The organism is Pantoea sp. SM3 (assembly GCF_000963995.1).
Lineage (GTDB): Bacteria > Pseudomonadota > Gammaproteobacteria > Enterobacterales > Enterobacteriaceae > Pantoea > Pantoea rwandensis_B.
The window spans coordinates 35,650-59,122 of record NZ_JZRD01000022.1 but is presented as its reverse complement, the minus strand read 5'-3'; the positions used below and the strand labels follow the sequence as shown (position 1 = coordinate 59,122).

General features: G+C 51.2%; 25 protein-coding genes. 15 read left to right on the top strand and 10 right to left on the bottom strand.

The features are described 5' to 3' along the window. Positions 1-19: 19 nt before the first annotated feature. A complete protein-coding gene (gene tdh, locus VI01_RS14390; RefSeq protein ID WP_045815714.1) occupies positions 20-1,048 on the bottom strand; it encodes an L-threonine 3-dehydrogenase in 1,029 nt (342 codons plus the stop codon). Beyond that, positions 1,045-2,253, bottom strand: coding sequence for a glycine C-acetyltransferase (locus VI01_RS14385; RefSeq protein ID WP_045815713.1), 1,209 nt, complete (start codon positions 2,251-2,253; stop codon positions 1,045-1,047). The genes tdh and VI01_RS14385 overlap by 4 nt, the downstream gene beginning before the upstream one ends. 231 nt (positions 2,254-2,484) lie before the next feature. On the opposite strand from VI01_RS14385, the gene rfaD reads away from it, so the two are divergent. The 5 genes from rfaD to VI01_RS14360 are packed head-to-tail and all read left to right on the top strand — an operon-like array spanning position 2,485 to position 7,487. Further along, positions 2,485-3,417 (top strand): ADP-glyceromanno-heptose 6-epimerase, encoded by a 933-nt coding sequence (rfaD, locus tag VI01_RS14380; RefSeq protein ID WP_045815712.1) that lies wholly within the window; start codon positions 2,485-2,487, stop codon positions 3,415-3,417. A 17-nt stretch (positions 3,418-3,434) separates the two neighbouring features. Then, entirely contained in the window at positions 3,435-4,478 is a 1,044-nt protein-coding gene (rfaF, locus tag VI01_RS14375; protein ID WP_045815711.1) for an ADP-heptose--LPS heptosyltransferase RfaF, read from the top strand. 2 nt (positions 4,479-4,480) lie between these two features. After that, complete coding sequence (gene rfaC, locus VI01_RS14370; RefSeq protein WP_045815710.1) at positions 4,481-5,443, top strand: lipopolysaccharide heptosyltransferase RfaC; 963 nt, start codon at positions 4,481-4,483, stop codon at positions 5,441-5,443. Continuing rightward, positions 5,444-6,352, top strand: coding sequence for a hypothetical protein (locus VI01_RS14365; protein WP_045815709.1), 909 nt, complete (start codon positions 5,444-5,446; stop codon positions 6,350-6,352). Further along, entirely contained in the window at positions 6,330-7,487 is a 1,158-nt protein-coding gene (locus tag VI01_RS14360) for an O-antigen ligase (protein WP_045815708.1), read from the top strand. Before VI01_RS14365 ends, VI01_RS14360 begins: the two co-directional genes overlap by 23 nt. A gap of 124 nt (positions 7,488-7,611) precedes the next feature. Here VI01_RS14360 and VI01_RS14355 read toward each other — a convergent pair whose 3' ends face one another. Beyond that, positions 7,612-8,511, bottom strand: coding sequence for a divergent polysaccharide deacetylase family protein (locus VI01_RS14355; RefSeq protein ID WP_045815743.1), 900 nt, complete (start codon positions 8,509-8,511; stop codon positions 7,612-7,614). A 3-nt stretch (positions 8,512-8,514) separates the two neighbouring features. After that, a complete protein-coding gene (gene envC, locus VI01_RS14350) occupies positions 8,515-9,816 on the bottom strand; it encodes a murein hydrolase activator EnvC (RefSeq protein ID WP_045815707.1) in 1,302 nt (433 codons plus the stop codon). Between the two features lie 249 nt (positions 9,817-10,065). Here envC and VI01_RS14345 point away from each other — a divergent pair, with 249 nt between their 5' ends. The 5 genes from VI01_RS14345 to cysE all read left to right on the top strand — a co-directional run bounded on the left by VI01_RS14345 (position 10,066) and on the right by cysE (position 13,175). Then, the gene (locus VI01_RS14345; protein WP_034823789.1) at positions 10,066-10,497 is read left to right on the top strand and encodes a rhodanese-like domain-containing protein; all 432 of its coding nucleotides are present in this window, start codon (positions 10,066-10,068) and stop codon (positions 10,495-10,497) included. Positions 10,498-10,514: 17 nt separating this feature from the next. Further along, on the top strand, positions 10,515-10,769 hold the full coding sequence (grxC, locus tag VI01_RS14340; RefSeq protein WP_007885328.1) for a glutaredoxin 3: 255 nt from the start codon (positions 10,515-10,517) through the stop codon (positions 10,767-10,769). A 39-nt stretch (positions 10,770-10,808) separates the two neighbouring features. Then, a complete protein-coding gene (gene secB, locus VI01_RS14335; protein ID WP_034823785.1) occupies positions 10,809-11,273 on the top strand; it encodes a protein-export chaperone SecB in 465 nt (154 codons plus the stop codon). Continuing rightward, the gene (gene gpsA, locus VI01_RS14330) at positions 11,273-12,292 is read left to right on the top strand and encodes an NAD(P)H-dependent glycerol-3-phosphate dehydrogenase (protein WP_045815706.1); all 1,020 of its coding nucleotides are present in this window, start codon (positions 11,273-11,275) and stop codon (positions 12,290-12,292) included. Before secB ends, gpsA begins: the two co-directional genes overlap by 1 nt. Positions 12,293-12,359: 67 nt before the next feature. Further along, complete coding sequence (cysE, locus tag VI01_RS14325; protein WP_034823780.1) at positions 12,360-13,175, top strand: serine O-acetyltransferase; 816 nt, start codon at positions 12,360-12,362, stop codon at positions 13,173-13,175. Here the strand turns inward: cysE and trmL are convergent. Genes trmL through cpxR form a run of 3 tightly spaced genes read right to left on the bottom strand, consistent with a single transcriptional unit; the run spans position 13,172 to position 15,752 of the window. After that, entirely contained in the window at positions 13,172-13,645 is a 474-nt protein-coding gene (gene trmL, locus VI01_RS14320; RefSeq protein ID WP_038644069.1) for a tRNA (uridine(34)/cytosine(34)/5-carboxymethylaminomethyluridine(34)-2'-O)-methyltransferase TrmL, read from the bottom strand. The two genes, cysE and trmL, sit on opposite strands and share 4 nt — an antisense overlap. A 35-nt stretch (positions 13,646-13,680) precedes the next feature. Then, a complete protein-coding gene (gene cpxA, locus VI01_RS14315; RefSeq protein WP_034823776.1) occupies positions 13,681-15,057 on the bottom strand; it encodes an envelope stress sensor histidine kinase CpxA in 1,377 nt (458 codons plus the stop codon). Further along, positions 15,054-15,752, bottom strand: coding sequence for an envelope stress response regulator transcription factor CpxR (cpxR, locus tag VI01_RS14310; RefSeq protein ID WP_007885339.1), 699 nt, complete (start codon positions 15,750-15,752; stop codon positions 15,054-15,056). The genes cpxA and cpxR overlap by 4 nt, the downstream gene beginning before the upstream one ends. A 150-nt stretch (positions 15,753-15,902) precedes the next feature. Here cpxR and cpxP point away from each other — a divergent pair, with 150 nt between their 5' ends. From cpxP to VI01_RS14285, 5 genes are all read left to right on the top strand, one after another. Continuing rightward, the gene (cpxP, locus tag VI01_RS14305; RefSeq protein WP_038644071.1) at positions 15,903-16,415 is read left to right on the top strand and encodes a cell-envelope stress modulator CpxP; all 513 of its coding nucleotides are present in this window, start codon (positions 15,903-15,905) and stop codon (positions 16,413-16,415) included. A gap of 200 nt (positions 16,416-16,615) precedes the next feature. Beyond that, the gene (fieF, locus tag VI01_RS14300) at positions 16,616-17,518 is read left to right on the top strand and encodes a CDF family cation-efflux transporter FieF (protein ID WP_045815705.1); all 903 of its coding nucleotides are present in this window, start codon (positions 16,616-16,618) and stop codon (positions 17,516-17,518) included. A gap of 207 nt (positions 17,519-17,725) precedes the next feature. Further along, positions 17,726-18,688, top strand: coding sequence for a 6-phosphofructokinase (gene pfkA, locus VI01_RS14295; RefSeq protein WP_034823768.1), 963 nt, complete (start codon positions 17,726-17,728; stop codon positions 18,686-18,688). 147 nt (positions 18,689-18,835) lie between these two features. Beyond that, positions 18,836-19,825, top strand: a complete 990-nt coding sequence (locus VI01_RS14290) for a sulfate ABC transporter substrate-binding protein (protein ID WP_034823765.1) — start codon at positions 18,836-18,838, stop codon at positions 19,823-19,825. A gap of 130 nt (positions 19,826-19,955) precedes the next feature. Next, positions 19,956-20,714, top strand: coding sequence for a CDP-diacylglycerol diphosphatase (locus VI01_RS14285; RefSeq protein ID WP_045815704.1), 759 nt, complete (start codon positions 19,956-19,958; stop codon positions 20,712-20,714). A 138-nt stretch (positions 20,715-20,852) separates the two neighbouring features. On the opposite strand, the gene tpiA is transcribed toward VI01_RS14285, so the two are convergent. The 3 genes from tpiA to fpr all read right to left on the bottom strand — a co-directional run bounded on the left by tpiA (position 20,853) and on the right by fpr (position 23,184). Further along, positions 20,853-21,620, bottom strand: a complete 768-nt coding sequence (gene tpiA, locus VI01_RS14280; protein WP_038644077.1) for a triose-phosphate isomerase — start codon at positions 21,618-21,620, stop codon at positions 20,853-20,855. Between the two features lie 120 nt (positions 21,621-21,740). Next, entirely contained in the window at positions 21,741-22,331 is a 591-nt protein-coding gene (locus VI01_RS14275; protein WP_045815703.1) for a YiiQ family protein, read from the bottom strand. A gap of 106 nt (positions 22,332-22,437) precedes the next feature. Next, positions 22,438-23,184, bottom strand: a complete 747-nt coding sequence (gene fpr / locus VI01_RS14270; protein WP_038644081.1) for a ferredoxin--NADP(+) reductase — start codon at positions 23,182-23,184, stop codon at positions 22,438-22,440. Positions 23,185-23,473: the final 289 nt, after the last annotated feature.

Here is a 23,473-nt window from a genome sequence, read left to right as displayed (position 1 = left end):
AAAGCCTCCCTGTGAATCCTTAATCCCAGCTCAATACCACTTTTCCTGAACGCCCGGATCGCATCTCGTCAAATCCCTGCTGGAATTCATCGATGTGGTAGCGATGTGTGATGATGGGCGTTAAATCGAGGCCGGATTGAATCAACGCTGCCATTTTGTACCAGGTTTCAAACATCTCGCGGCCATAGATGCCTTTGATGAACAGTCCTTTGAAGATTACCAGATTCCAATCGATCGCCATCTCGCCCGGCGGAATGCCCAGTAGAGCGATTCGCCCACCATGGTTCATCACCTCCAGCAGGGTGCGGAACGCGGGAGGCGCGCCAGACATCTCCAGCCCGACATCGAAACCTTCGGTCATACCCAGTTCAGCCATCACATCGCGCAGATTTTCCTGCGCCACATTTACGGCGCGTGTCACACCCATCTGGCGTGCCAGACCGAGGCGATATTCATTGATATCGGTGATGACCACATTGCGTGCGCCTACATGTTTGCACACCGCTGCAGCCATAATACCAATGGGGCCAGCGCCAGAGATCAGCACATCCTCGCCGACCAGATCAAACGAGAGCGCGGTATGCACGGCGTTGCCAAAGGGATCGAAAATCGCTGCCAGCTCGTCAGAGATATTGTCGGGAATCTTGAAAGCGTTAAATGCAGGGATGACCAGGTACTCAGCAAAACAGCCTTGACGATTGACGCCGACACCCACGGTATTGCGGCACAAGTGAGTGCGACCGGCGCGGCAATTTCGGCAGTGACCGCAGGTGATATGGCCTTCGCCGGACACACGATCGCCAAGGGCAAAGCCTCTTACCTCTTCGCCCATACCGACGACTTCGCCGACATATTCATGACCAGTGATCATCGGAACGGGAATGGTTTTACGCGACCAATCATCCCAGTTGTAAATGTGAACATCGGTGCCGCAAATTGCGGTTTTACGAATTTTAATCAGCAGGTCGTTGTGACCAGTTTCCGGAATCGGTGCATCCTTCACCATCCAGATACCTTCTTCGGCTTTGAGTTTGGCCAATGCTTTCATCGTGCTGCTCCTGCGATCACGCCCAACTGTCGGCCAATGCGAGTGAAGGCGGCAACGGCATGTTCCAGTTGTGCCTGCGTATGACCTGCAGATATCTGAGTGCGGATGCGTGCCTGACCTTGCGGCACCACCGGATAAAAGAAGCCTGTGACGTAGATGCCCTCTTTTTGCAGCAGGCTGGCAAACTGCTGAGCCACTTTTGCATCGCCAAGCATCACCGGAATGATGGCGTGGTCAGCACCCGCCAGCGTAAAGCCGGCTGCGGTCATCTTCTCGCGGAAGAATCGGGCGTTATCCCAAAGGCGCTGGCGTAACCCATCGCCTTCACTGAGCAGGTCTAACACCCGCAGCGAGGCGGCGACGATGGTAGGTGCCAGGGAGTTGGAAAATAGGTAAGGGCGTGAACGCTGGCGTAGCCATTCAACCACCTCTTTTTTCGCAGCCACATAGCCACCGGAAGCACCACCTAGCGCTTTGCCTAATGTGCCAGTCAGGATATCTACGCGATCCATTACGCCGCAGTATTCATGGGTGCCACGCCCAGTTGCACCGACAAAACCGACCGCATGGGAATCATCAATCATCACCAATGCGTCAAATTCGTCGGCCAAATCGCAAATGCCTTGCAGATTGGCAATCACGCCATCCATCGAGAACACACCGTCTGTGGCGATCAGAATATGGCGTGCACCTTTATCACGCGCTTCCTCTAACCGAGCGCGTAACTCAGACATATCGTTGTTGGCATAACGATAGCGCTGGGCCTTACACAGGCGTACGCCATCGATAATTGAGGCATGATTGAGTGCATCAGAGATGATGGCATCTTCCGCACTGAGCAGCGTTTCAAACAGACCGCCATTGGCATCGAAGCAAGAGGAAAACAGGATGGCATCTTCCATGCCGAGAAAGGCCGCCAGTTTTTGTTCCAACTGCTGATGGATATCTTGTGTGCCGCAGATAAAGCGCACGGATGCCATGCCGAAGCCGTGGGAATCCATGCCTTCTTTAGCGGCCTGAATAAGTGCGGGGTGATTCGCCAGACCGAGATAGTTGTTGGCGCAGAAGTTAATCACCGGAGGACTATTAGCGACATGGATCTCAGCCTGCTGCGCCGACGTGATGGTACGTTCTTGTTTGAACAATCCATCGCTACGTGTTGTCTCAAGCTGTTGACGGATTTGCGAATAAAACTGACTGGACATGATTCTGCTCCTCAGATAGCAAAATTTTGGCACATATTACTGATCAGGACGCATCGTGCCGACATTTCCGCCAGAGAAATCTTCGTTTTGCAGCATAGTTCACGCGATGGATGCAAATTGTGCAGCGGTTACGGAGTCATCTGGCTGCCTGCCGCGGGCTGAAATGTTATGATGTTAGGCATTCGTGCGTGAAACCTCCTGTTTCACCCCAACTGTTTAAAGGCAAAGCATATGATTATCGTAACCGGTGGCGCTGGCATGATTGGCAGCAACATTGTTAAAGCGCTGAACGATCGCGGTCTTACCGATATTCTGGTGGTGGATAATCTGAAAGATGGCACCAAATTCGTGAATCTCGCAGATCTGGATATCGCAGACTACATGGACAAAGAAGAGTTCCTCTCTTACATCATGTCCGGCGAAGATCTGGGTCCAATCGAAGCGGTATTCCACGAAGGTGCCTGCTCGGCGACCACAGAGTGGGATGGCAAGTACATGATGGATAACAACTATCAGTACTCGAAAGACTTGCTGCATTTCTGCCTGGAACGCGAAATTCCTTTCCTTTACGCCTCTTCAGCGGCCACTTACGGTGGCCGCAATGAAAATTTCATTGAAGAGCGCCAGTACGAGCAGCCGCTGAACGTCTATGGCTACTCAAAAATGCTCTTCGACCACTACGTGCGTCAGATTCTGCCGGAAGCCGATTCTCCAGTGTGTGGGTTCCGCTATTTCAACGTTTACGGCCCACGCGAAGGTCACAAAGGCGGTATGGCGAGTGTGGCTTTCCACCTCAATACTCAGATCAGCAACGGTGAAAATCCAAAGCTGTTTGAAGGCAGCGACGACTTCCGCCGCGATTTCATCCATGTTGACGATGTTGTTGCGGTAAACCTGTGGTGCTGGGAAAACGGTGTATCTGGTATCTACAACTGTGGTACAGGCCGTGCGGAGTCTTTCCAGGAAGTCGCCGATGCAGTACTGAAGTTCCATCAGCAAGGCCAGATTGAATACATCCCGTTCCCTGAGAAACTGAAAGGCCGCTATCAGGCATTCACTCAGGCGGACCTGACCAATCTGCGCGCAGCGGGTTATGACAAGCCATTCAAAACCGTTGCTCAGGGTGTGGGTGAATACATGACCTGGCTCAATCGTAAAGCATAAGGAAACCGGCACCAGCGATGAAAATTCTGGTCATTGGCCCTTCCTGGGTCGGCGATATGATGATGTCGCAAAGTCTCTATCGCACGCTCAAGGCTGAGCACCCGGATGCGGTCATTGATGTGATGGCACCGGCATGGTGTCGGCCACTGCTGTCACGGATGCCGGAAGTCAATCAAGCGCTGGCGATGCCACTGGGCCATGGTGCTTTGGCACTGGGTGAAAGGCGGCGTTTGGGGAAATCCCTTCAGGTCAGCGGTTATGACCGTGCTTATGTGCTGCCGAATTCGTTCAAATCAGCGCTGGTGCCGTTCTTTGCAGGTATTAAGCACCGTGTCGGCTGGCGCGGTGAGATGCGCTATGGCGTGTTGAACGATGTGCGTGTGCTGGATAAAGCCGCGTTTCCGCTGATGGTGGAGCGCTATGTTGCACTGGGCTACGACAAACCCATCGCCTCCGCTCAACAGTTGCCGCAGCCATTACTGTGGCCACAGTTGCGTGTCGATGAAGACGAGAAGCGCATGACGGCAGCACAGTTTTCTTTGTCGGCCGATCGTCCTGCTATAGGGTTCTGCCCTGGTGCCGAATTTGGTCCAGCGAAACGCTGGCCGCACTATCATTACGCTGCGCTTGCTGAACAACTGATTGGCGAAGGGTATCAGGTGGTGTTGTTCGGTTCCGCGAAAGATCGCGAAACCGGTGACACTATCGTTCAGACGTTATCGGAATCAGCGCGGGTACACTGCAAAAATCTGGCCGGCGATACGCAATTAGAACAAGCGGTAATCTTAATCGCACATTGTGCGGCTATCGTCAGTAATGATTCCGGGTTGATGCACATTGCCGCCGCACTGAACCGTCCTTTGGTCGCCTTGTATGGCCCAAGTAGCCCGGATTTCACACCACCGCTGTCTCATCAGGCGCGCGTAATTCGTTTAATCTCCGGCTATCACAAAGTACGCAAAGGTGATGCCGAAGAGGGTTATCACCAAAGTCTCATTGATATTCAGCCGGCTCGAGTTCATCAGGAACTCAGCACGCTGCTGCATTTGGTGCAGGAGTAGCCATGCACGTTTTGATTGTAAAAACCTCCTCAATGGGGGACGTGCTGCACACGTTACCGGCGCTCACTGATGCGATGCAGGCGATTCCCGGCATTCGTTTTGATTGGGTTGTCGAAGAGAATTTTGCACAGATCCCCAGTTGGCATCCGGCAGTGGATAAAGTGCTGCCGGTGGCGATTCGTCGCTGGCGTAAACATTGGTTTGGCAGTCAGCAGCGTGAAGAGCGCGTCTTGTTCAAACGTGAGCTGCAATCGCGCCAGTATGATTTGGTGATTGATGCCCAAGGGTTGATCAAAAGCGCTGCGCTGGTGACGCGCCTGGCTAAGGGCGTAAAGCATGGACAAGATAGCCGCAGCGCGCGGGAACCCTTTGCCAGCTGGTGGTATGACAAACGCCATGAAATTAATAAACAGCAACACGCGGTTGAACGCACGCGTGAGCTATTTGCGAAAAGCCTGGATTATGCGAAACCGGAGACCCAGGGTGATTATGCCATTGCGGGACATTTCCTTTCTACGCTGCCCAACGATGCGCATCAATACCTGGTGTTTTTGCATGCGACCACCCGCGATAACAAACATTGGCCAGAGGCGCACTGGCGCGAACTTATTGAACGGGTACAGCCGACAGGTCTGCGAGTGAAACTGCCGTGGGGTGCTGAACATGAGCATCAGCGTGCATTAAGAATGGCGGAAGGTTTTGACCACGTTGAGGTGCTACCCAAATTAGCGCTGGAGCAAGTGGCACAGCAGTTGGCGGGGGCACGCGCTGTCGTTTCGGTCGACACGGGTTTGAGTCACCTGACCGCCGCGCTGGACCGCCCGAATATTACGCTGTTTGGTCCAACTGATCCGGGGCTGATTGGGGGGTATGGGAAGAATCAGCATGAGCTACGCGGTGCAGGTGGCACAATGCAGGCTATATCCGCCGTGAGCGTAATGGAAAAATTGCGGGAATTGCTTTGAATGGGATCAATATTTAAACAAATCTATCGTTATACCCATGAACGAGCTTATCGGCACAATGAAAATTTTTGGCCTCATATCAGAATTCAACGTGGAGCAGAAGACCATATTGAACGGCTAGTCTGGCGAAAAAATGAAATAAAAATTGAAGCATTAGATTCATTACGTAAAACCGTTACCAATGATATGACGATACTGGCAACTGGCCCGTCAGTGAATGATCTTGATTTTGAATTACTTTCAGAAACGACATTTATTGGTGTTAATGGCGCTTATCACCTACGAGATAAAGTCGTATTTTCATATTATGTTATTGTCGATCGCGGTTTTGTTGAGAATCGTTTTGATATTGTCGGAAAAGTACTGGGCGACCCTGAGTTGACGCTCTTTACAACAGTTCATTGCCTCAATGATATATTGAATTGCATTGGAGTCGATAAGATAAAGTGTCGTTTGGCTATTATTGAAGATCTGAGTTATAAGATATTTCGAAAATCAGTAGTACCTGCTGAGTATGCTTTGAATTTCAATGATAATAAAGGATTATCAGTCTATCCAACTGATCCATTATCAGGTTTTTCATGGGATATCCGACAAGGTATTTTTGATGCGGGTACAGTGGCCTATTGGGCGTTGCAAATAGCCGTATGGCTCAGTTCAAATCGTATACTGTTAGCAGGGGTTGATATGAATAATTTTTCATCCCCACGGTTTTATGAAAATGAAAATAATAAGCAGAAAAGCTTTTTAGGGGAAAACTTTACTCAAGTGATAAAGCCCGCATTCTTGAATGCCAGCATCGAGCTTAATCATGCAGGGATAAAGGTTTACAATTTGTCTACGAATAGTGGACTGACAGAGGAAATTTTCGAGAAGGCGACGCCAGATGTCATTTTTAAAAAAAACTGAAAGTTTAGAATTTATTGCATCTATTTCTTTTATGGCATTTTTATTTTTAATGACCATATTTACAGGTGTTGGAAAAGTAAATAATTTATTTCATCTGTCGATTACAACGATGATGATATTTTTGTTTTTCCAGCGAAAAAAGCTTAGTCTTCCCGAGCCATATCCCTGGAAGTCAATAGGCGTTATTGCACTATTCCTCATTTATTACAGTATTACGAACTTATGGACAAGTGTTCCAGAGAATATAATTTCAACTCTGAAGCATACCGTTTATCTTCTTTTTTTCGTTTGTATGTTTGATTACTGTATTAAGCGTTATGGTTTGCTGAAGGTTTATGGATGCATTTTTTCCGGGTGTTTTATTGTCCTTGTTTTGACATTTATGTTGGTAGACAAGAGCACGCTACTGACGAATAGACTTGAAAACGGTTTTTTTGCCGCGCCGAAAAATGTCATTGATCTCGGTGGATATTTTGCTCTTGGTATTTTAAGTGCACTGATTATTGCCCGTGAGTCAGGCCGACACTGGATTTACATACCTGCATCGTTGCTCTTTATTGGCTTGATATTGACGCAAAGTCGAGGTCCGTTATTGGCTTTAATGGTTTCTTTAGCTGTTTTACTTGCTAAATATAAACATGTTCACCTTAAACATGTTTTGTATATCATGATTTCAATCGCTACTATTTTATTATTCTTCTACTTTACCGATTATGGCAGTGATTTTTATGCGCGCATTGTTTCCTCTTATGCGCAGAGTTTTATCAGATTTGGAATCTGGAATCATGCCATTTCAGATGCAATGATTCATCCCTATTTCGGTTGGGGGTTTGATAAGCAGCTGACATTTGTAAACAGTATTGGCCAACATGTTATAACCACACACAGTATTTATGTATCGGCTTTCTTAAAAGGCGGTGTGGTGGGTGTGCTATTTATGGCATCACTCATCCTGGTTGGCTTGTATCATGCGTATAGAAAGTATCATCAAGGCATGGGGTTAGAAGCCTCAATTTATCTCTTCTCTTTGATGTTTTTTGTTACTCAGGGGATGTTTGTGATTGGTGGACCTGGAGAAACATGGGTATTATTCTGGTTGCCATTAGCGATAGTATTGTCATCCCGTAAGGCCTAGATCCTAAATAAAAACCACTACCAGATCGCTTGCTATCTGGTAGTGTCATTTTAGACTGAAATGTTTTTCATCATCACTTTATAAACCTGATCAACGTTAATGTTTCAAAACGTTGATGAAGGGGTTAGAAAAGTAAACCTAACTGATTAATTAACTTACTACCTGCCACATTTTCAATCACTATTTCAACAGCTCGACTTTGCGGCACGGGTGTCAGTGGTTTACTAACCTTACACACGCCTGGAGCACGGAACTTCGTTCCCGGAGATTTATCGGTTGTCGGCGGTGTTTTGCCCTGATGCACAGGCTCATTCAGCAACTGACTCGGACGTACCAGCGTAATATCGGCTGGCAGTGATGGCAGCATCTGTTGCAGCACACGAACGGTGGTGGGATGTGGATGACCAATCGCAATGGCATAGCCATCGCGCTGTGCCAGTTTTACGGCACGGGTAAACTGTTCACGGATCGCTGCTTCATTCTGGCTGTCATCAAGGAATACCCGGCGTTTCAGCACCTTAACATGCGTACCTTGTGCTGCGGGAATGGACTGGCTATTACCAATCGTCATGCTATCGAGAAAGTAGTAATTGTACTGATTTAGCACTTGCATCACTTTCTGCATGCCGGGCAGGCTAGAGGTCATTTTGCTGCCCATATGGTTATTCAAACCTACGGCGAAAGGCACTTTACCCGAGGCATCCCGCACAATGCGTGCGATCTCTTCACTGCTCATCTCTGGAGTTAAGGTATCTTTTTCCAACGGTTGTTTACTGAGTGGTGCCATTGGCAAGTGAATCAACACCTCATGACCGCCCTGATGTGCTTTTGTCGCCATCTCACGAGCATGAGGTGCATTCGGCAGTACAGCGACCGAAATCGCAGCGGGCATTTGCAGCACTTTATTCTCTTCAACCGGACGATAACCGAAGTCATCAATCACAATTGAGAGTTTACCTGCCTGAGCCGATAGTGTGAAAAACAGTGCGCAGAACGCCATTGAGAGCTTTTGAGGCTGAAACAACACTTATCTTCCTAACCACGGTAGTGGATTGACGGCCTGTCCCTGACGTCGGATTTCAAAGTAGAGCGAAGGCGTGCCGCGGCCGCCACTGGTACCCACAAGGGCGATAGGCTGTCCTGCCTTCACCTGAGTACCCACGCTCACCAGCGCACTTTGGTTGTAGCCATAAAGACTCATATCGCCTTTACCATGTTCCAATACCACAACCAGACCGTAGCCTTGCAGCCAATCGGCCATCAGTACGCGTCCATCGGCGATGGCTTTCACTTCGGTACCTTCTGGTGCATCAATCACCAGACCTTTCCAGCGCAGTTCACCCTGCATGGATTCACCGAAGCGGTGTTCAATACGTCCATTCACCGGCCACACCGCCTGCCCACCAGGCTTACCGAGGCCTCCGGTGCGTGCCATCAACTCACGTTCGCTTTGTGTGGGTTGATAACTTGATCCCTTGGCTTTTGCCTGCGCCTGACGCTGGCGTACTTTTTCTGCCTCGCGTGCTTCACGTTCGGCACGCTCACGCGCTTCGCGTTCGGCTTTGGCAATTTTATCCTGCAGACGGCTTTCGTTTTCTCGCATCTCAACCAAATCGGCCTGATCTTTTTCCAGCGAGCTTTCCAGTACCGTCAGGGTTTTCTTACGTGCCGCACTGGCGGTTTCCAGTTTGGCCTGCTGCGACTGCTGTTGGGCTAGCAGGGATTTTTGTTGTTCCTGCTTACCTTGCAATGCCTGACGCTGTTCGGCCAACTGTTGCTGAGTTTGTTTGAGATCGTCGATGTTTTTCTGGCGTGCAGCATTAAGGTAGCCGAAGTAGGCAAGAATGCGTTCACTGCGCTGTGCTTCTTCACCGCCCAGCAGCAGCTGTAACCCATTATGCTGGCCTTGTCGGAAAGCCGCATCCAATTGCTGAGCCAGCAGTTTTTCCTGCTGAGCCTGCTGTTTTTCCAGACGAGAAATGGAGGTGGTAATTTGCGTGATTTCGCCGTCGAGCGCGGTCAAACTATTGCGCGTTTCCCGAAGCTGCCGGCTGGCTTGCGCAATCACTTTTTCCTGACTTTGCAGTTGATCGAGAAGTTTGCTGCGCTGTAGTTTCTGCGCTTTAACGCTTTTCTCTTTGTCAGCGATATCCTGCTGAATGGACTTGAGCTGAGTTTTACTGTCATCCGCACTGTGCGCGTAAACGGGCAATAACAGTGCGCCCGCGCAGAGCAAGCTCAGGGAGATTTCGGACCAGCGAAATAACAACGGATGCGCTGGGCCGTTGTGACAGGTCCTTGTGTGTGTAACGGTCGCTTTTCCCTTCATAGTCGATAATTATTCCACGATGAACAGCCGCTTACCAGTTATCCCGGGCGGGTTTTGCTTTACGAAAGATGTCGGTGCCGAGCTTAGCGGCATAAACCTTGACTCAATTTTGCGATTAGAACACTTTTTTTGGAAAATGACGCACAAATCGTAACTCTGCCCGCTTCGCGACTGTACATGCTAAGTGGCGCAGGTATACTCAGAACCCTTGTTTTAGCTTATTAGCCCGGTCTGGAGTCGTTACCCCCCATGCAAGAAATTATGCAGTTTGCAAGCAATCACACCATCCTTAGTCTGGCATGGGTTGTTTTACTCGTTCTGGTGATTGTGACCACCGTTAAAGGAATGTTCTCTAAGGTAAAAACCATCAGCCGTGGTGAAGCAACCCACCTGATCAACAAAGAGGATGCGGTGGTTGTAGACGTGCGTTCGCGCGATGATTATCGCAAAGGGCACATTTCAGGTGCGGTGAATATTGCAGCGGCTGACATCAAAAAAGGGAGCTTTGCCGAACTGGAAAAGCACAAGTCCCAGCCCATAATTGTGGTATGTGCCACTGGTCAGAGCGCAGGTGAGTCAGCCGCTAAATTGAGCGCTGAAGGTTTTGAAAAAGTCTCCGTGCTGAAAGATGGCGTGAGCGGCTGGAGTGGTGAGAATCTGCCGCTGGTACGCGGTAAATAATTCCCAGAGGTAACCGCATGGCTAATGTTGAGATTTACACCAAAGTCACATGCCCTTATTGCCACCGGGCAAAAGCATTGTTGGATCAGAAAGGTGTTTCGTTCCAGGAGATTCCTATTGATGGGAACGCGGCGAAACGTGAAGAGATGATTCAGCGAAGCGGGCGTACGACAGTTCCCCAGATTTTTATTGATGCGCAGCACATTGGTGGCTGTGACGATCTTTACGCGCTGGATGGGCGTCAGGGACTGGATCCCTTACTCCAGGCATAATTTTTCGGTCAGACAATTTAACTCACAGGATTTAGTAACATGTCAGAACATAGCACAAACGAAATGCAGTTCCAGATTCAACGTGTTTATACCAAAGATGTTTCTTACGAAGCGCCAAACGCGCCTCAGGTTTTCCAGAAAGAGTGGGAACCGGAAGTGAAACTGGATCTGGACACCGCTTCATCTCAGCTGGCTGATGAAGTCTATGAAGTTGTTCTGCGCGTTACCGTGACAGCAACCGTTGGTGAAGACACCGCATTCCTGTGCGAAGTTCAGCAGGCGGGTATCTTCACCATCGGCGGTATCGAAGGCACTCAGATGGCACATTGCCTCGGTGCATACTGCCCGAACATTCTGTTCCCGTATGCACGTGAATGCATCACCAGCCTCGTGTCTCGTGGTACTTTCCCGCAGCTCAATCTGGCGCCAGTTAACTTTGATGCCCTGTTCATGAACTATCTGCAGCAGCAAGGTGAAGGCGAAGCGCCACGTCAGGATGCCTGATGACTACCCTCAACGCTTCGATTAGCGTCATCGGTGCCGGCTCGTACGGCACCGCATTGGCCATTACGTTGGCTCGTAACGGCCATCCGGTTCTGCTTTGGGGCCACAATCCGCACAGTGTGGCACAGCTCCAGGCTGACCGATGTAATGCCGCTTTCCTGCCTGATGTACCTTTCCCTGACAATCTTGTTCCTGAAGCCGATTTGGCAACGGTGGTGAGTGCCAGTCGTGATCTGTTGGTGGTGGTGCCCAGCCACGTGTTTGGTGATGTTCTCACCCAACTGAAGCCGCATCTGCGTGCAGATTCCCGAATTGTCTGGGCAACCAAAGGCCTCGAAAAAGAGACTGGCCGTCTTTTGCAGGACGTTGCGCGTGAAATCCTCGGCGATCAAATTCCGCTGGCCGTGGTTTCCGGCCCAACTTTCGCGAAAGAGCTTGCAGCGGGCCTGCCTACAGCGATAGCGCTGGCTGCCACTGACGCACAGTTCGCTGAAGATCTGCAGCAAAAAATGCATTGCGGTAAAAGCTTCCGCGTGTACAACAATCCAGACTTCATCGGCGTGCAACTGGGTGGCGCGGTGAAAAACGTGATTGCGATTGGTGCCGGTATTTCCGATGGCATCGGTTTTGGTGCCAACGCACGTACCGCGTTAATCACACGTGGATTAACGGAGATGAGCCGCCTCGGTGCTGCTCTGGGTGCCGATCCCACCACCTTTATGGGCATGGCTGGGCTGGGCGATTTAGTACTGACCTGTACCGATAATCAATCCCGTAATCGTCGTTTTGGCATGATGCTGGGACAAGGCGAGAGCGTGGATGAGGCGCAGCGCATTATCGGACAAGTTGTAGAAGGGTATCGAAACACCAAAGAAGTCAAAGCATTGGCGGCGAGAATGGGTGTTGAAATGCCCATTACCGAGCAGATTTATCAGGTACTGTATTGCGAAAAATCGGCGCGAGAGGCAGCATTGAGTTTACTTGGCCGTGCAAGGAAGGACGAAAACAGCCAAAGCTGAAGCAGGATGCTCAGCTAAATCACCTGCAGCGCCTCTCAGGCGCTTTTTTTATCGGGAGCACAGAGCAATGTCGTCAGAAGAGTTAGAACTGGTCTGGAACAACATCAAAGCTGAAGCCAGAGCGCTGGCTGATTGTGAACCCATGCTGGCCAGCTTTTATCACGCGACTTTGCTCAAGCACGAAAATCTTGGCAGCGCACTAAGCTACATGCTGGCGAACAAACTCGCCAACCCGATCATGCCAGCCATTGCGGTACGTGAAATCGTTGAGGAAGCGTATCGCGAAGATCCAGAGATGATTGTCTCTGCAGCTTACGATATTCAAGCCGTGCGCCAGCGCGATCCTGCCGTTGATAAGTATTCAACGCCGTTGCTGTATCTGAAAGGCTTCCATGCATTACAGGCTTATCGCATCGGCCACTGGCTCTGGAAAGAGGGCCGCCGCGCGTTAGCCGTCTATTTGCAGAACGAAATCTCCGTTTCCTTTGCAGTGGATATTCACCCAGCAGCCCGTATTGGTCGCGGCATCATGCTCGATCATGCTACCGGTATCGTGATTGGTGAAACCGCCGTAGTGGAAAATGACGTGTCGATTTTGCAGTCGGTAACGCTTGGCGGTACCGGAAAAACCAGCGGCGATCGCCATCCGAAAATCCGTGAAGGTGTGATGATTGGTGCAGGTGCCAAGATTCTCGGTAACATTGAAGTAGGGCGCGGCGCGAAAATTGGTGCGGGTTCGGTGGTACTACAACCGGTGCCGCCGCATACCACGGCAGCCGGTGTGCCTGCGCGTATTGTTGGCAAACCCACCAGCGATAAACCTTCGATGGATATGGACCAACTCTTCAACGGCGCGGGCTTTGAGTACGGCGACGGAATTTAGCTCTTGATCAGCGCGCCAGCATAATCAAGCTGGCGCCACGCTTCATAAACCACCACAGATACCGCATTCGACAGATTCATACTGCGGCTTTCAGCCATCATCGGGATGCGGATCTTCTGCTCTGCTGGCAGCGCGTTCAGTATCTCTGCCGGCAAACCACGGCTCTCAGGACCAAACAACAAATAATCCCCTTTCCGATAGCTCACAGCGCTGTGGGCAGGTGTACCTTTGGTGGTGAGTGCAAACAGGCGCTGTGGTGTTTCAGACTCGATAAACGCAGAGTAATTGGCGTGTTTTTTGAGTGAGGTGTATTCGTGATAATCGAGCCCGGCGCGGCGCAGACGCTTGTCATCCCAGGCAAAGCCCAACGGCTCAATCAGGTGCAACTGGAAGCCTGTATTGGCACACAAGCGAATGATATTGCCAGTATTTGGCGGAATTTCAGGTTCAAATAAAACGATGTTCAGCATAAGGCCCCCGGAAACGAGGGCCGAAGCATAGCAAATTATTGACGAGCGGAGTACAGCGGCAACCAGAGCGTAAGCCGCAGACCCCCTAATGGGCTGTCATCGGCTTTCACCCAACCGCGATGCTGTTGCACGGCCGTTTCTACAATCGCCAGTCCGAGACCGGTGCCACCAGATTCACGGTCGCGTGCTTCATCCGTGCGGTAGAAGGGGCGGAAAATCTGCTCGCGATCTTCAGCGCTGACGCCTGGGCCATCGTCATCAACGTGAACGGTAATACCCTGAATATCCACCGAGAAACTCACGCTGATATGCGTGTGGGAATAACGCAGCGCATTACGCACGATGTTTTCCAGTGCGCTCTCCAGAGCATGCGGGTTGCCGTACAGTGGCCACGGACCTGGCGGATACGGCACATCCATGGTTTTACCCATCTGCTCGGCTTCGAATTTGGCATCTTCCAGTACACCGTTCCACAGCTGGTTTGCCTTCATCGCTTCACTGACTAAGGCATTTTTATGCTGGGTGCGTGAGAGCACCAGCAAGTCGTTAATCATGCCATCAAGCCGCTGGGCTTCCGTTTCGATACGCTGAAGTTCTTTACCTTCACCATTGCGACGGCGCAGTAGGGCAGTAGCCAATTGCAAACGTGTCAGTGGCGTGCGTAATTCATGACTGATATCGGATAACAAACGCTGCTGTGCGGTCATCATGCGTTCCAGTGCGCTCACCATTTGGTTGAAACTTGAACCTGCTGCCAGAAACTCCTGTGGACCAGATTCCAGTTCAGGATGCTGGCGTAAGTTTCCGCTCGCCACTTCATCGGCAGCATGTTTCAGTTTACGCGCAGGACGCGCCAGGCTCCACGCCAGCCATAACAGCAGCGGCGAGCTAATCAGCATGGTCACAATCAGCAGCAATAACGGACGGTCAAACAGTAGATTGACGAAGTCCAGTTGAGAGCTGGTGGCGGGGCGGATCAGGTAGAGCTGATAGTTATCTTCACCATCCTGCACGGCGAACGGGCCCACCATCTCCACACGACCATACTTTTTCTTCTGCGGATGATCGGCATTATCAGACTGGCCGATAAAGTTACGAATCACCTGCATTTCATTATGCTGCGCTCCGATCACCCGGCCTTCGCTGGTCACCAATAACAAGCGTTGGCCGGGTGGGGCCCATTTGTCGATGGCGCGAAAGAGCCTGCGCCACCACATCAGGTCGTTAGGGGGGTCTTGCGATAACTCAGCTTCAACATGCTGTTCAATCATGGTGCCCTGTCGTTGCTCACTTTCCAGCAGTGCGGTCATCTGGCGTGAGTCGAGTTTGGGCACCATCAAAACCAGCATCAACACCAGCGCCAGGGTGAGCCAGAAAATGGCGAAGATGCGGGTGGTCAAACTTCCAATCATGATGCCGAAACCATCAGATAGCCGCGTCCGCGTAGCGTTTTAAACCACGGATGACCATCACGACGTTCCGGCAATTTACGACGCAGGTTTGATATGTGCATATCAATCGCGCGGTCAAACGGCGTCAGGCGTTTACCCAGCACTTCCTGGCTGAGGTGCTCACGCGACACGACCTGACCTAAATGCTGTGCCAGCAAATAGAGCAGCGTGAATTCCGTGCCCGTCAGATCCAGCGTTTCACTATCGAAGCTGGCTTCCTGGCGGCCTGGGTTGAGGCGCAGGCAATCCACTTCCAGCGTGGGTGAACTATTGTCATGCTGTTGTTGTTGTTCGCTCCAGTTTGAACGGCGCAAAATAGCCCGAATACGCGCCACCAGTTCACGGTCATTAAACGGTTTTGGCAGATAGTCATCCGCGCCCAGCTCAAGGCCAAGAACACGATCCAACTCACTACCGCGAGCGGTCAGCATAATGACCGGAGTTTGGTGCTGTTGTCGTAATTCTTTCAACGTATCAATACCGTTCTTCTTCGGCATCATGACGTCGAGTAATAACAAGTCAACGGTGTTATCCAGCAGGTTAAGCGCCTGCTCGCCATCGCTGGCGACAATCACCTCAAAACCTTCCATCTCAAGCAGTTCTTTAAGCAGCGAAGTTAATTCGCGGTCGTCATCAACCAACAGGATTTTATTCATTTATTGTTGCCCTCCGCAGGCAAAATACCGTGTTCCTTGACTTGCAATCCAACGCTTTACGTAGTTTTACACCCCCTGACGGATGTTTGCAGCTATCGCCGTACACTAGCTCTCGTTGAATCGCAAAACGGAACGAACTGGGAGTAAACGATGCGCTACTTAACCGCCGTCGTCATTGCCTCAGCGATGGTTCTCAGTCACGCCAGCGCAGAAGCAGCAGACACGACGACGATTGACGAGATGCATCATAACGGCGGATTGACGACAGGCAGTATGACGCAAAATCCGCAAAGCCACATGTTCGATGGCATTGAGCTGACTGAACAACAGCGGCAACAGATGCGAGACCTGATGCAGCAAGCACGACATGAGCGCCCGGTTATGAGCGTTCAGGATATTGAAACTATGCATGACCTTGTCATTGCAGACAAATTTAACGAATCGGCTATCCGACAGCAGGCAGAGAAACAAGCCCGCGCTCAGATAGAACTGCAAGTTGAGATGGCTCGGGTTCGCAACCAGATGTATCACCTGCTAACGCCTGCACAGCAAGCGACATTGCAGAAGAATTATGAGCGGCGACTTAACGATATGCGTCAGCTCTCAGGATTGCAGCCATCATCACCGCTGCATGCAGTGAGTAGTACCAGCAGTAACCAGTAACATAGTATCCCTGTTTTCCTTGCCATAGACACCATCCCTGTCTTCCCCCGCATGATGCGGGGGTTTTTTTTATCTGCCAATCCTGTGCTGCATCATCACCTTAATATTCAATTCACGCAGCTTACGCTTGCCGATGATAAACTTGAGCCATTATGTGATTAACGGCGTTGCGCTGAGCAGACGCTTCTACGAGGCATGGCATGGATCCCTCCTACGCGAAACTCGTCAACCGCGCGGCACTGGCGGCAACGACGCTGGCGACATTACTTTTGATCGTGAAGGTTTTTGCCTGGTGGCTGACCGGCTCAGTCAGTATGTTGGCCGCCCTGGTCGATTCACTGGTGGATATCGCTGCATCGCTGACAAATTTACTGGTGGTGCGCTATTCACTCCAGCCTGCGGACGCTGATCACACCTTCGGCCACGGTAAAGCGGAGTCGCTTGCCGCGCTGGCACAAAGCATGTTTATTTCCGGCTCGGCACTGTTTTTATTTCTCACTGGTATTCAGCATCTGGCCTCACCCAATATATTACGGGCGCCGCTGGTCGGTATCGTCGTCACTGTGGTCGCCCTTTTTTCCACCCTGTTACTGGTGACTTTCCAGCGCTGGGTGGTGCGTCGGACACGCAGCCAGGCGATACGTGCGGATATGCTGCACTATCAATCTGACGTAGTGATGAATGGCGCGATCCTGGTGGCTTTGGTGTTAAGCAGCTATGGTTTTGTCCGGGCAGATGCGCTCTTTGCGCTGGGGATTGGGGTGTACATCCTCTACAACGCTTTGCGCATGGGCTATGAAGCGGTGCAATCTTTGCTGGACCGTGCATTGCCGGAAGAAGAGAAGCAGGCGATTATCGATTTGGTTAGCGATTGGCCAGGTGTGCGCGGAGCCCATGCACTGCGTACGCGGCAATCCGGGCCCACCCGTTTTATTCAGCTTCATCTGGAAATGGATGACCACCTGCCGCTGGTGCAGGCACATCAGGTAGCGGATCAGATCGAGCAAGCACTGCGGCTTAAGTTTCCCGGTTCGGATGTTATCATCCATCAGGATCCCTGCTCGGTGGTGCCGGAAAATCAGCAAGGTTTTTTCCAGTTTTAGCGTTTAAATATCATGGTGTTGCGTTATAAAAATGACGTAACGCTAACAACTCTGTAAAAAAATAGCGAAAACTTGTCTGACCTGAATCAATTCAGCATCAAGCCTTTGATATACTATCTGCAACTATTAAGCCGCACGATCGTGAGCGGGTTTACACCGGTCGGCAGGCAGGAATAATCCTTAGTTTTGAACAATCCAGAGGTTGTCATGATCAAAAAAATCGGAGTACTGACCAGCGGCGGTGACGCCCCAGGCATGAACGCAGCCATCCGCGGAGTTGTCCGTTCCGCGCTGAGTGAAGGCCTTGAAGTTTTTGGTATCTACGACGGCTATCTGGGATTGTATGAAGACCGTATGATCAACCTCGACCGTTACAGCGTGTCCGATATGATCAACCGTGGCGGCACTTTCCTCGGTTCTGCGCGCTTCCCGGATTTCCGTAATGAGGAAGTTCGTCAGGTTGCCATTGAGAATATGAAGAAGCGCGGCATTGACGCGCTGGTGGTCATCGGCGGTGACGGTTCCTACATGGGTGCCAAACGTCTGACGGAAATGGGTTTCCCGTGCATTGGTCTGCCAGGCACCATTGATAATGACGTTGCCGGTACCGATTACACCATCGGTTACTTCACGGCGCTGGAAACCGTGGTTGAAGCGATTGACCGTCTGCGCGACACCTCCTCTTCGCATCAGCGCATCTCCATCGTGGAAGTGATGGGTCGTTACTGCGGCGATCTGACTCTGGCTGCTTCCATCGCCGGTGGTTGTGAATTCATCGTACTGCCGGAAATTCCTTATACCCGTGAAGAGCTGGTCGAAGAGATCAAAGCGGGTATCGCCAAAGGTAAAAAACACGCCATTGTGGCCATTACCGAACACATCTGTGATATCGACGATTTGGCGCATTACATCGAAGCAGAAACCAAACGCGAAACACGTGCCACTGTGCTTGGGCATATTCAGCGTGGCGGTGCACCATGTGCTTACGACCGTATCCTGGCGTCACGTATGGGTGCCTACTCCATCGAACTGCTGTTGCAGGGCTACGGCGGACGTTGTGTCGGCATTCAGAATGAGAAGATGGTGCATCACGACATCATTGACGCGATTGAAAACATGAAGCGCCCATTCAAGCGCGACTGGCTGGATACGGCGAAAAAACTCTACTAATCAAACTGAATCAGGGCGCGGCCTCCACCGTGCCCTTTTTTATCCCCACTCATATTCCCTCCAGTTATAACCACTTATTTTTAATTCTTTAATCATTGGATTGGTTTATGTCAGTCTTGTTCTATAACGACCTCGGGAGAGCAAGCAATGAACAAGTGGAGTATTGGTGTCACCCTGTTACTGGCTTCCACCAGTGTTTTGGCAAAGGATATCCAGCTGTTAAACGTTTCTTACGATCCAACGCGTGAGCTGTATGAACAGTACAACAAAGCGTTTAGCGCACACTACAAGCAGGAAACGGGCGACAATGTGGTGATCCGTCAATCTCATGGCGGTTCAGGGAAGCAGGCAACCTCTGTGATCAACGGCATTCGTGCTGATGTCGTGACCCTGGCGCTGCAGTCTGACGTGGATGCTATTGCTGACCGTGGTCGGATCGATAAAAACTGGATTAAGCGCCTGCCAGACAACTCCGCCCCTTATACTTCAACCATCGTGTTCCTGGTACGCAAAGGCAACCCGAAGGGCATCCATGACTGGAACGATTTAATTAAACCTGGCGTATCGGTGATCACGCCAAACCCGAAAACTTCAGGTGGCGCACGCTGGAACTATCTGGCCGCGTGGGGCTGGGCGCTGGATCAAAACAACGGTGACCAGGCCAAAGCACTGGCGTATGTGAAGGCGCTGTTCAAGAACGTGGAAGTGCAGGACTCCGGTGCACGTGGCGCGACCAACACCTTTGTAGAACGTGGCATAGGCGATGTGCTGATTGCCTGGGAAAACGAAGCGTATCTGGCGGTGAACAAGCTGGGTAAAGACAAGTTCGAAATCGTTACGCCAAGCGAATCGATTCTGGCAGAACCCACTGTTTCGGTGGTCGATAAGGTGGTGGATGAGCAGGGCACGCGTAAGGTGGCCGAAGATTATCTGAAGTATCTCTACTCACCAGAAGGCCAGACCATCGCAGCGGAAAACTTCTATCGTCCGCGCGATCCTGAAGTCGCGAAAAAGTTTGCCAGCACCTTTGCACCGGTGAAACTGTTCACTATCGACAGCAAGTTCGGTGGCTGGACGCAAGCGCAGAAAGCGCACTTCGCCGATGGTGGCAGTTACGATCAGGTCATGAAACCGTAATCGTCATCGCATCAAACAGAAACGGTCAGCCTGATGCTGGCCGTTTTGCATTGTAGAGCAGTAAAAGTCCGTGACATTGACCAGACGGCAGGCGAGGATGCTGGCAGGTGATGAACAGAGGAATTAGGCCATGCAGGGAAGTCGTCGCACCCTGAAGTTGCTAACCGTTTTACTGCTGGTGCTGATTGCCGGACTGATCGTCAGCGCCTTCCATTTCCAGAAAAACTCTAATGCCCTCTGGCAGATCATCAATGAGAAGTGCGTGCCCAATCTGGTGAAGAGTGGCAATCCCGCCCCTTGCCAGCAAGTGAATACGGCACAGGGTTATGTCACGTTGAAAGATCTCAACGGGCCTTTACAGTATTTGCTAATGCCGATTGAGAAAATCACTGGCATGGAAAGCCCGATCATTCTCGAACCCGCTACGCCAAATCTTTTTGCCGCTGCCTGGCTGCAGCGTAGTCTGCTGGCAAAGAAACGCGGTGCGCCGATTGCTGACAGCGCGCTGTCTCTGGCCATCAACGCGCAATATGGCCGTACGCAGAATCAACTGCACATCCACATCTCTTGTCTGCGACCTGATGTGCGCCAACGGCTTGATGCGTTAAGCCCGAAGCTCAACGAACAGTGGCAGTCAGCTACGCTGCGTAAACATCGCTATTTGATTCGTGCGCTGTCGACGGCTGAATTGGCCCAGCAAAGTGCCTTTATCCGTCTGGCGACTGAAGTGCCTAATGCGCGGAGCGAGATGGGAAAATATGGGATGGCGCTAACGGCATTGCCGGATGGGCGTTTAGCCCTGCTGGCGCTGGAACGTAACTGGTTAATGCTTAACAGCGGTTCTGCAGAGGAGTTGCAGGACCATCAATGCCAGATTTTGAACCATTAATCATGGCTTCCAATCTAAAGCTTCACGGAAACCGATTATCACGTTGGGTGGGTTTGAAATACTGTCTCATCACATACCCTTTAAATCTCTGGCAATAAAAAAGGCGGCTTATCAGCCGCCTTATTACACGCCGAAAACTTAGGCGTTTTTCGCTGCTGCAGCTGCTTTCACGATCACTGCGAACGCATCGGCTTTCAGTGAAGCACCACCAACCAGCGCGCCATCGATGTCTGGCTGAGTGAACAGTTCTGCGGCATTTTTGTCGTTAACAGAACCGCCGTACTGAATGATCACTTGCTGAGCAATCGCCGCATCTTTCTTCGCGATATGGTCACGAATGAATTTGTGCACGGCCTGGGCCTGCGCAGGGGTAGCGGATTTGCCGGTACCAATCGCCCAAACTGGCTCGTAGGCAATGACCACGCCTTCGAACGCAGCCGCACCCTGAGTTTCCAGCACGGCGTCAATCTGGCGTGCGCACACTTCTTCCGTTTTGCCCGCTTCGTTCTCTGCTTCGGTTTCACCGATGCACAGGACTGGCACCAGACCGGCTGCTTTCAGCACAGCAAATTTCTTCGCGATGAACTCGTCGCTTTCTTTGTGGTAAGTACGACGCTCAGAGTGGCCGATGATGATGTATTTCGCGCCGACATCTTTTAGCATTTCTGCGGAGGTTTCACCGGTGAATGCGCCAGACAGGTTAACGTCAACGTTCTGTGCACCCAGTGCAATGTGGCTGCCGGAGATGGCGTGTTTTGCCAGGTCAAGATAGAGAGTGGGTGGAGCAATTGCTACGCCACAACCTTCAACACCAGACAGCTCTTTGCGCAGACCTTCAATCAGCTCGCCTGCCATGTGCTTGCTGCCATTCAGTTTCCAGTTACCCATAACCAGTGGATGTCGCATTCTTTCCTCCGCATAACGCGATTCATGAAATAGCGCTGCCATCGGGCAGCGATGTCTGCCAGACAGTATAGAGATCAAACGTGCCGCTGGCTTTGCTTTTCGTCATTTTTGCCGCGGTGATCAAGGGGCCGCGAGCGCGAGTTTTATCGGCTCAACCGCGAAGGTTAATCCCTTGTCACCGTTATCTGCGACCACAAAACGCAATGCACCCTCAGTACTGGCAAAATAGCGCGCGCCTTTGCCTGCGCTGAGCAGTGCATCAAGCTTTTTCCGTCCATCTGCAGGCGATAAGCCAGGGACAAAAAATCGCAATAATGCCGTCATGTAATCCATCGCACGTGCCTGCGCGGTTTTCATATCCGGGCCGGGAACCGGTAGCCAGGTAATTTGCAGCGTTTTGATTTTTCCGGTGCCCTGTTCCAGCGCAGTAGAAGCATAGAGTGTTTCATTGATCTTGCTGGCGGCGCGTGTCAGGTTGCTTTTATCGTCTCGATTATCAATCGCACGATATTCCTGCAACGGCAGATCTGGATTCGTTGCGTTGTACTTCTCGCGGAACTGCGCGATGGTCATATCGAAGGTGGGGGCACCTGCCAATAGATAAGGGGCGGCAGGCAGGTGATCGCTTCGATCCTGCGATGTCGCATCCTCCGCCCAGGCGGGAAATGTCAGCGCGACGCTCAGCAGCAACGCGACTGGCAGGTTCTTCATTGCTTCGGCCCTAAATCATTCACTTAGCCCACGATTAGAACGGTTTTTACCGACCAAAGTCAAAACCCACACTGGGAAAAGTCTGACAATCTTCACACCGCACGTATTACCAGTAATGCTCGCTGGTCATATGGCCGGGTTTGCGTTTGAAATGTTTGCGCATCTCACGCGTATCTTTCAGCAATTGCTGGGTATCGCGCACCATTTGCGGGTTGCCACACAGCATCACGTGGCTGGTGTCAGCGGTCATCGGCAAACCTACCGCACGTTCAAGTTCACCGCTCTCTATCAGCTGCGGCACACGACCGTGCAGTGAACCGGCGATCTCTTCTCGACTCACCACCGTCTGAATGTGTAATTTGCCCGGATAACGCTGTTGCAGCTGTTGCATCAACGGCAAGAAGCTCAGGTCATCGGCGAAACGTGCCGCATGCACCAGCACAATGTTGTCAAACCGTTCCAGATCTTCGCCTTGCTGCAGAATCGATAAATAGGGACCGATTGCTGTACCGGTTGCCAGCATCCATAGTGTGCTGCAATCGGGAATTTCATCGAGTACAAAGAAACCGGCGGCTTCTTTGGTCACCATCACTTGATCGCCAGGCTGCAATGCCTGCAAACGTGGACTGAGTTTACCCTCAGGCACTGTGACCAGATAGAACTCCAGTAAGGGATCGTGCGGCGCATTCACATACGAGTAGGCGCGTTGCACACGTTCACCATCAATTTCCAGCGCCAGCTTGGCAAACTGCCCGGCGGTAAAGGTATCAATTGGCGCGGTAACGCGCAGGCTGAACAGTGCATCGGTCCAGTTTTTCACTTCTTGTACTTCCGCATTGATCCACTCTGCCATGATCGCTCCTTATTATTGATTATTCAGGCGTGTCACTATCATCGTCAGCCCTGTCGCAGATTTCCAGCCCGGCGGAGAGCAAAGGCTCTCAGCGACAAATGATGCGCACTCCACATCAACTGTAGCGGTCGGGTTACGACCCGGTACGTAATCTTGACACCACTGCGCCCGTCGCTTTGCGCTCACCTCTCGATTTGTCACGCAATCCTGATATTTTTGCCGCCATTAATCGCCAGCAGCCTTTTTTAGTGCTGCTTTTATTTTGTTTCTCAGGCAGACATTTTGTTCC

Coding starts and splice junctions, on each gene's coding strand:
- envC (WP_045815707.1), bottom strand. CDS start 9,816: ATGAAGGGAAAAGCGACCGTTACACACACAAGGACCTGTCACAACGGC.
- rfaD (WP_045815712.1), top strand. CDS start 2,485: ATGATTATCGTAACCGGTGGCGCTGGCATGATTGGCAGCAACATTGTT.
- tpiA (WP_038644077.1), bottom strand. CDS start 21,620: ATGCGACATCCACTGGTTATGGGTAACTGGAAACTGAATGGCAGCAAG.
- rfaF (WP_045815711.1), top strand. CDS start 3,435: ATGAAAATTCTGGTCATTGGCCCTTCCTGGGTCGGCGATATGATGATG.
- tdh (WP_045815714.1), bottom strand. CDS start 1,048: ATGAAAGCATTGGCCAAACTCAAAGCCGAAGAAGGTATCTGGATGGTG.
- fieF (WP_045815705.1), top strand. CDS start 16,616: ATGGATCCCTCCTACGCGAAACTCGTCAACCGCGCGGCACTGGCGGCA.
- VI01_RS14285 (WP_045815704.1), top strand. CDS start 19,956: ATGCAGGGAAGTCGTCGCACCCTGAAGTTGCTAACCGTTTTACTGCTG.
- secB (WP_034823785.1), top strand. CDS start 10,809: ATGTCAGAACATAGCACAAACGAAATGCAGTTCCAGATTCAACGTGTT.
- VI01_RS14275 (WP_045815703.1), bottom strand. CDS start 22,331: ATGAAGAACCTGCCAGTCGCGTTGCTGCTGAGCGTCGCGCTGACATTT.
- cysE (WP_034823780.1), top strand. CDS start 12,360: ATGTCGTCAGAAGAGTTAGAACTGGTCTGGAACAACATCAAAGCTGAA.
- gpsA (WP_045815706.1), top strand. CDS start 11,273: ATGACTACCCTCAACGCTTCGATTAGCGTCATCGGTGCCGGCTCGTAC.
- trmL (WP_038644069.1), bottom strand. CDS start 13,645: ATGCTGAACATCGTTTTATTTGAACCTGAAATTCCGCCAAATACTGGC.
- pfkA (WP_034823768.1), top strand. CDS start 17,726: ATGATCAAAAAAATCGGAGTACTGACCAGCGGCGGTGACGCCCCAGGC.
- cpxA (WP_034823776.1), bottom strand. CDS start 15,057: ATGATTGGAAGTTTGACCACCCGCATCTTCGCCATTTTCTGGCTCACC.
- cpxR (WP_007885339.1), bottom strand. CDS start 15,752: ATGAATAAAATCCTGTTGGTTGATGACGACCGCGAATTAACTTCGCTG.
- VI01_RS14385 (WP_045815713.1), bottom strand. CDS start 2,253: ATGTCCAGTCAGTTTTATTCGCAAATCCGTCAACAGCTTGAGACAACA.
- grxC (WP_007885328.1), top strand. CDS start 10,515: ATGGCTAATGTTGAGATTTACACCAAAGTCACATGCCCTTATTGCCAC.
- VI01_RS14290 (WP_034823765.1), top strand. CDS start 18,836: ATGAACAAGTGGAGTATTGGTGTCACCCTGTTACTGGCTTCCACCAGT.
- rfaC (WP_045815710.1), top strand. CDS start 4,481: ATGCACGTTTTGATTGTAAAAACCTCCTCAATGGGGGACGTGCTGCAC.
- VI01_RS14345 (WP_034823789.1), top strand. CDS start 10,066: ATGCAAGAAATTATGCAGTTTGCAAGCAATCACACCATCCTTAGTCTG.
- fpr (WP_038644081.1), bottom strand. CDS start 23,184: ATGGCAGAGTGGATCAATGCGGAAGTACAAGAAGTGAAAAACTGGACC.
- cpxP (WP_038644071.1), top strand. CDS start 15,903: ATGCGCTACTTAACCGCCGTCGTCATTGCCTCAGCGATGGTTCTCAGT.
- VI01_RS14365 (WP_045815709.1), top strand. CDS start 5,444: ATGGGATCAATATTTAAACAAATCTATCGTTATACCCATGAACGAGCT.
- VI01_RS14360 (WP_045815708.1), top strand. CDS start 6,330: ATGTCATTTTTAAAAAAAACTGAAAGTTTAGAATTTATTGCATCTATT.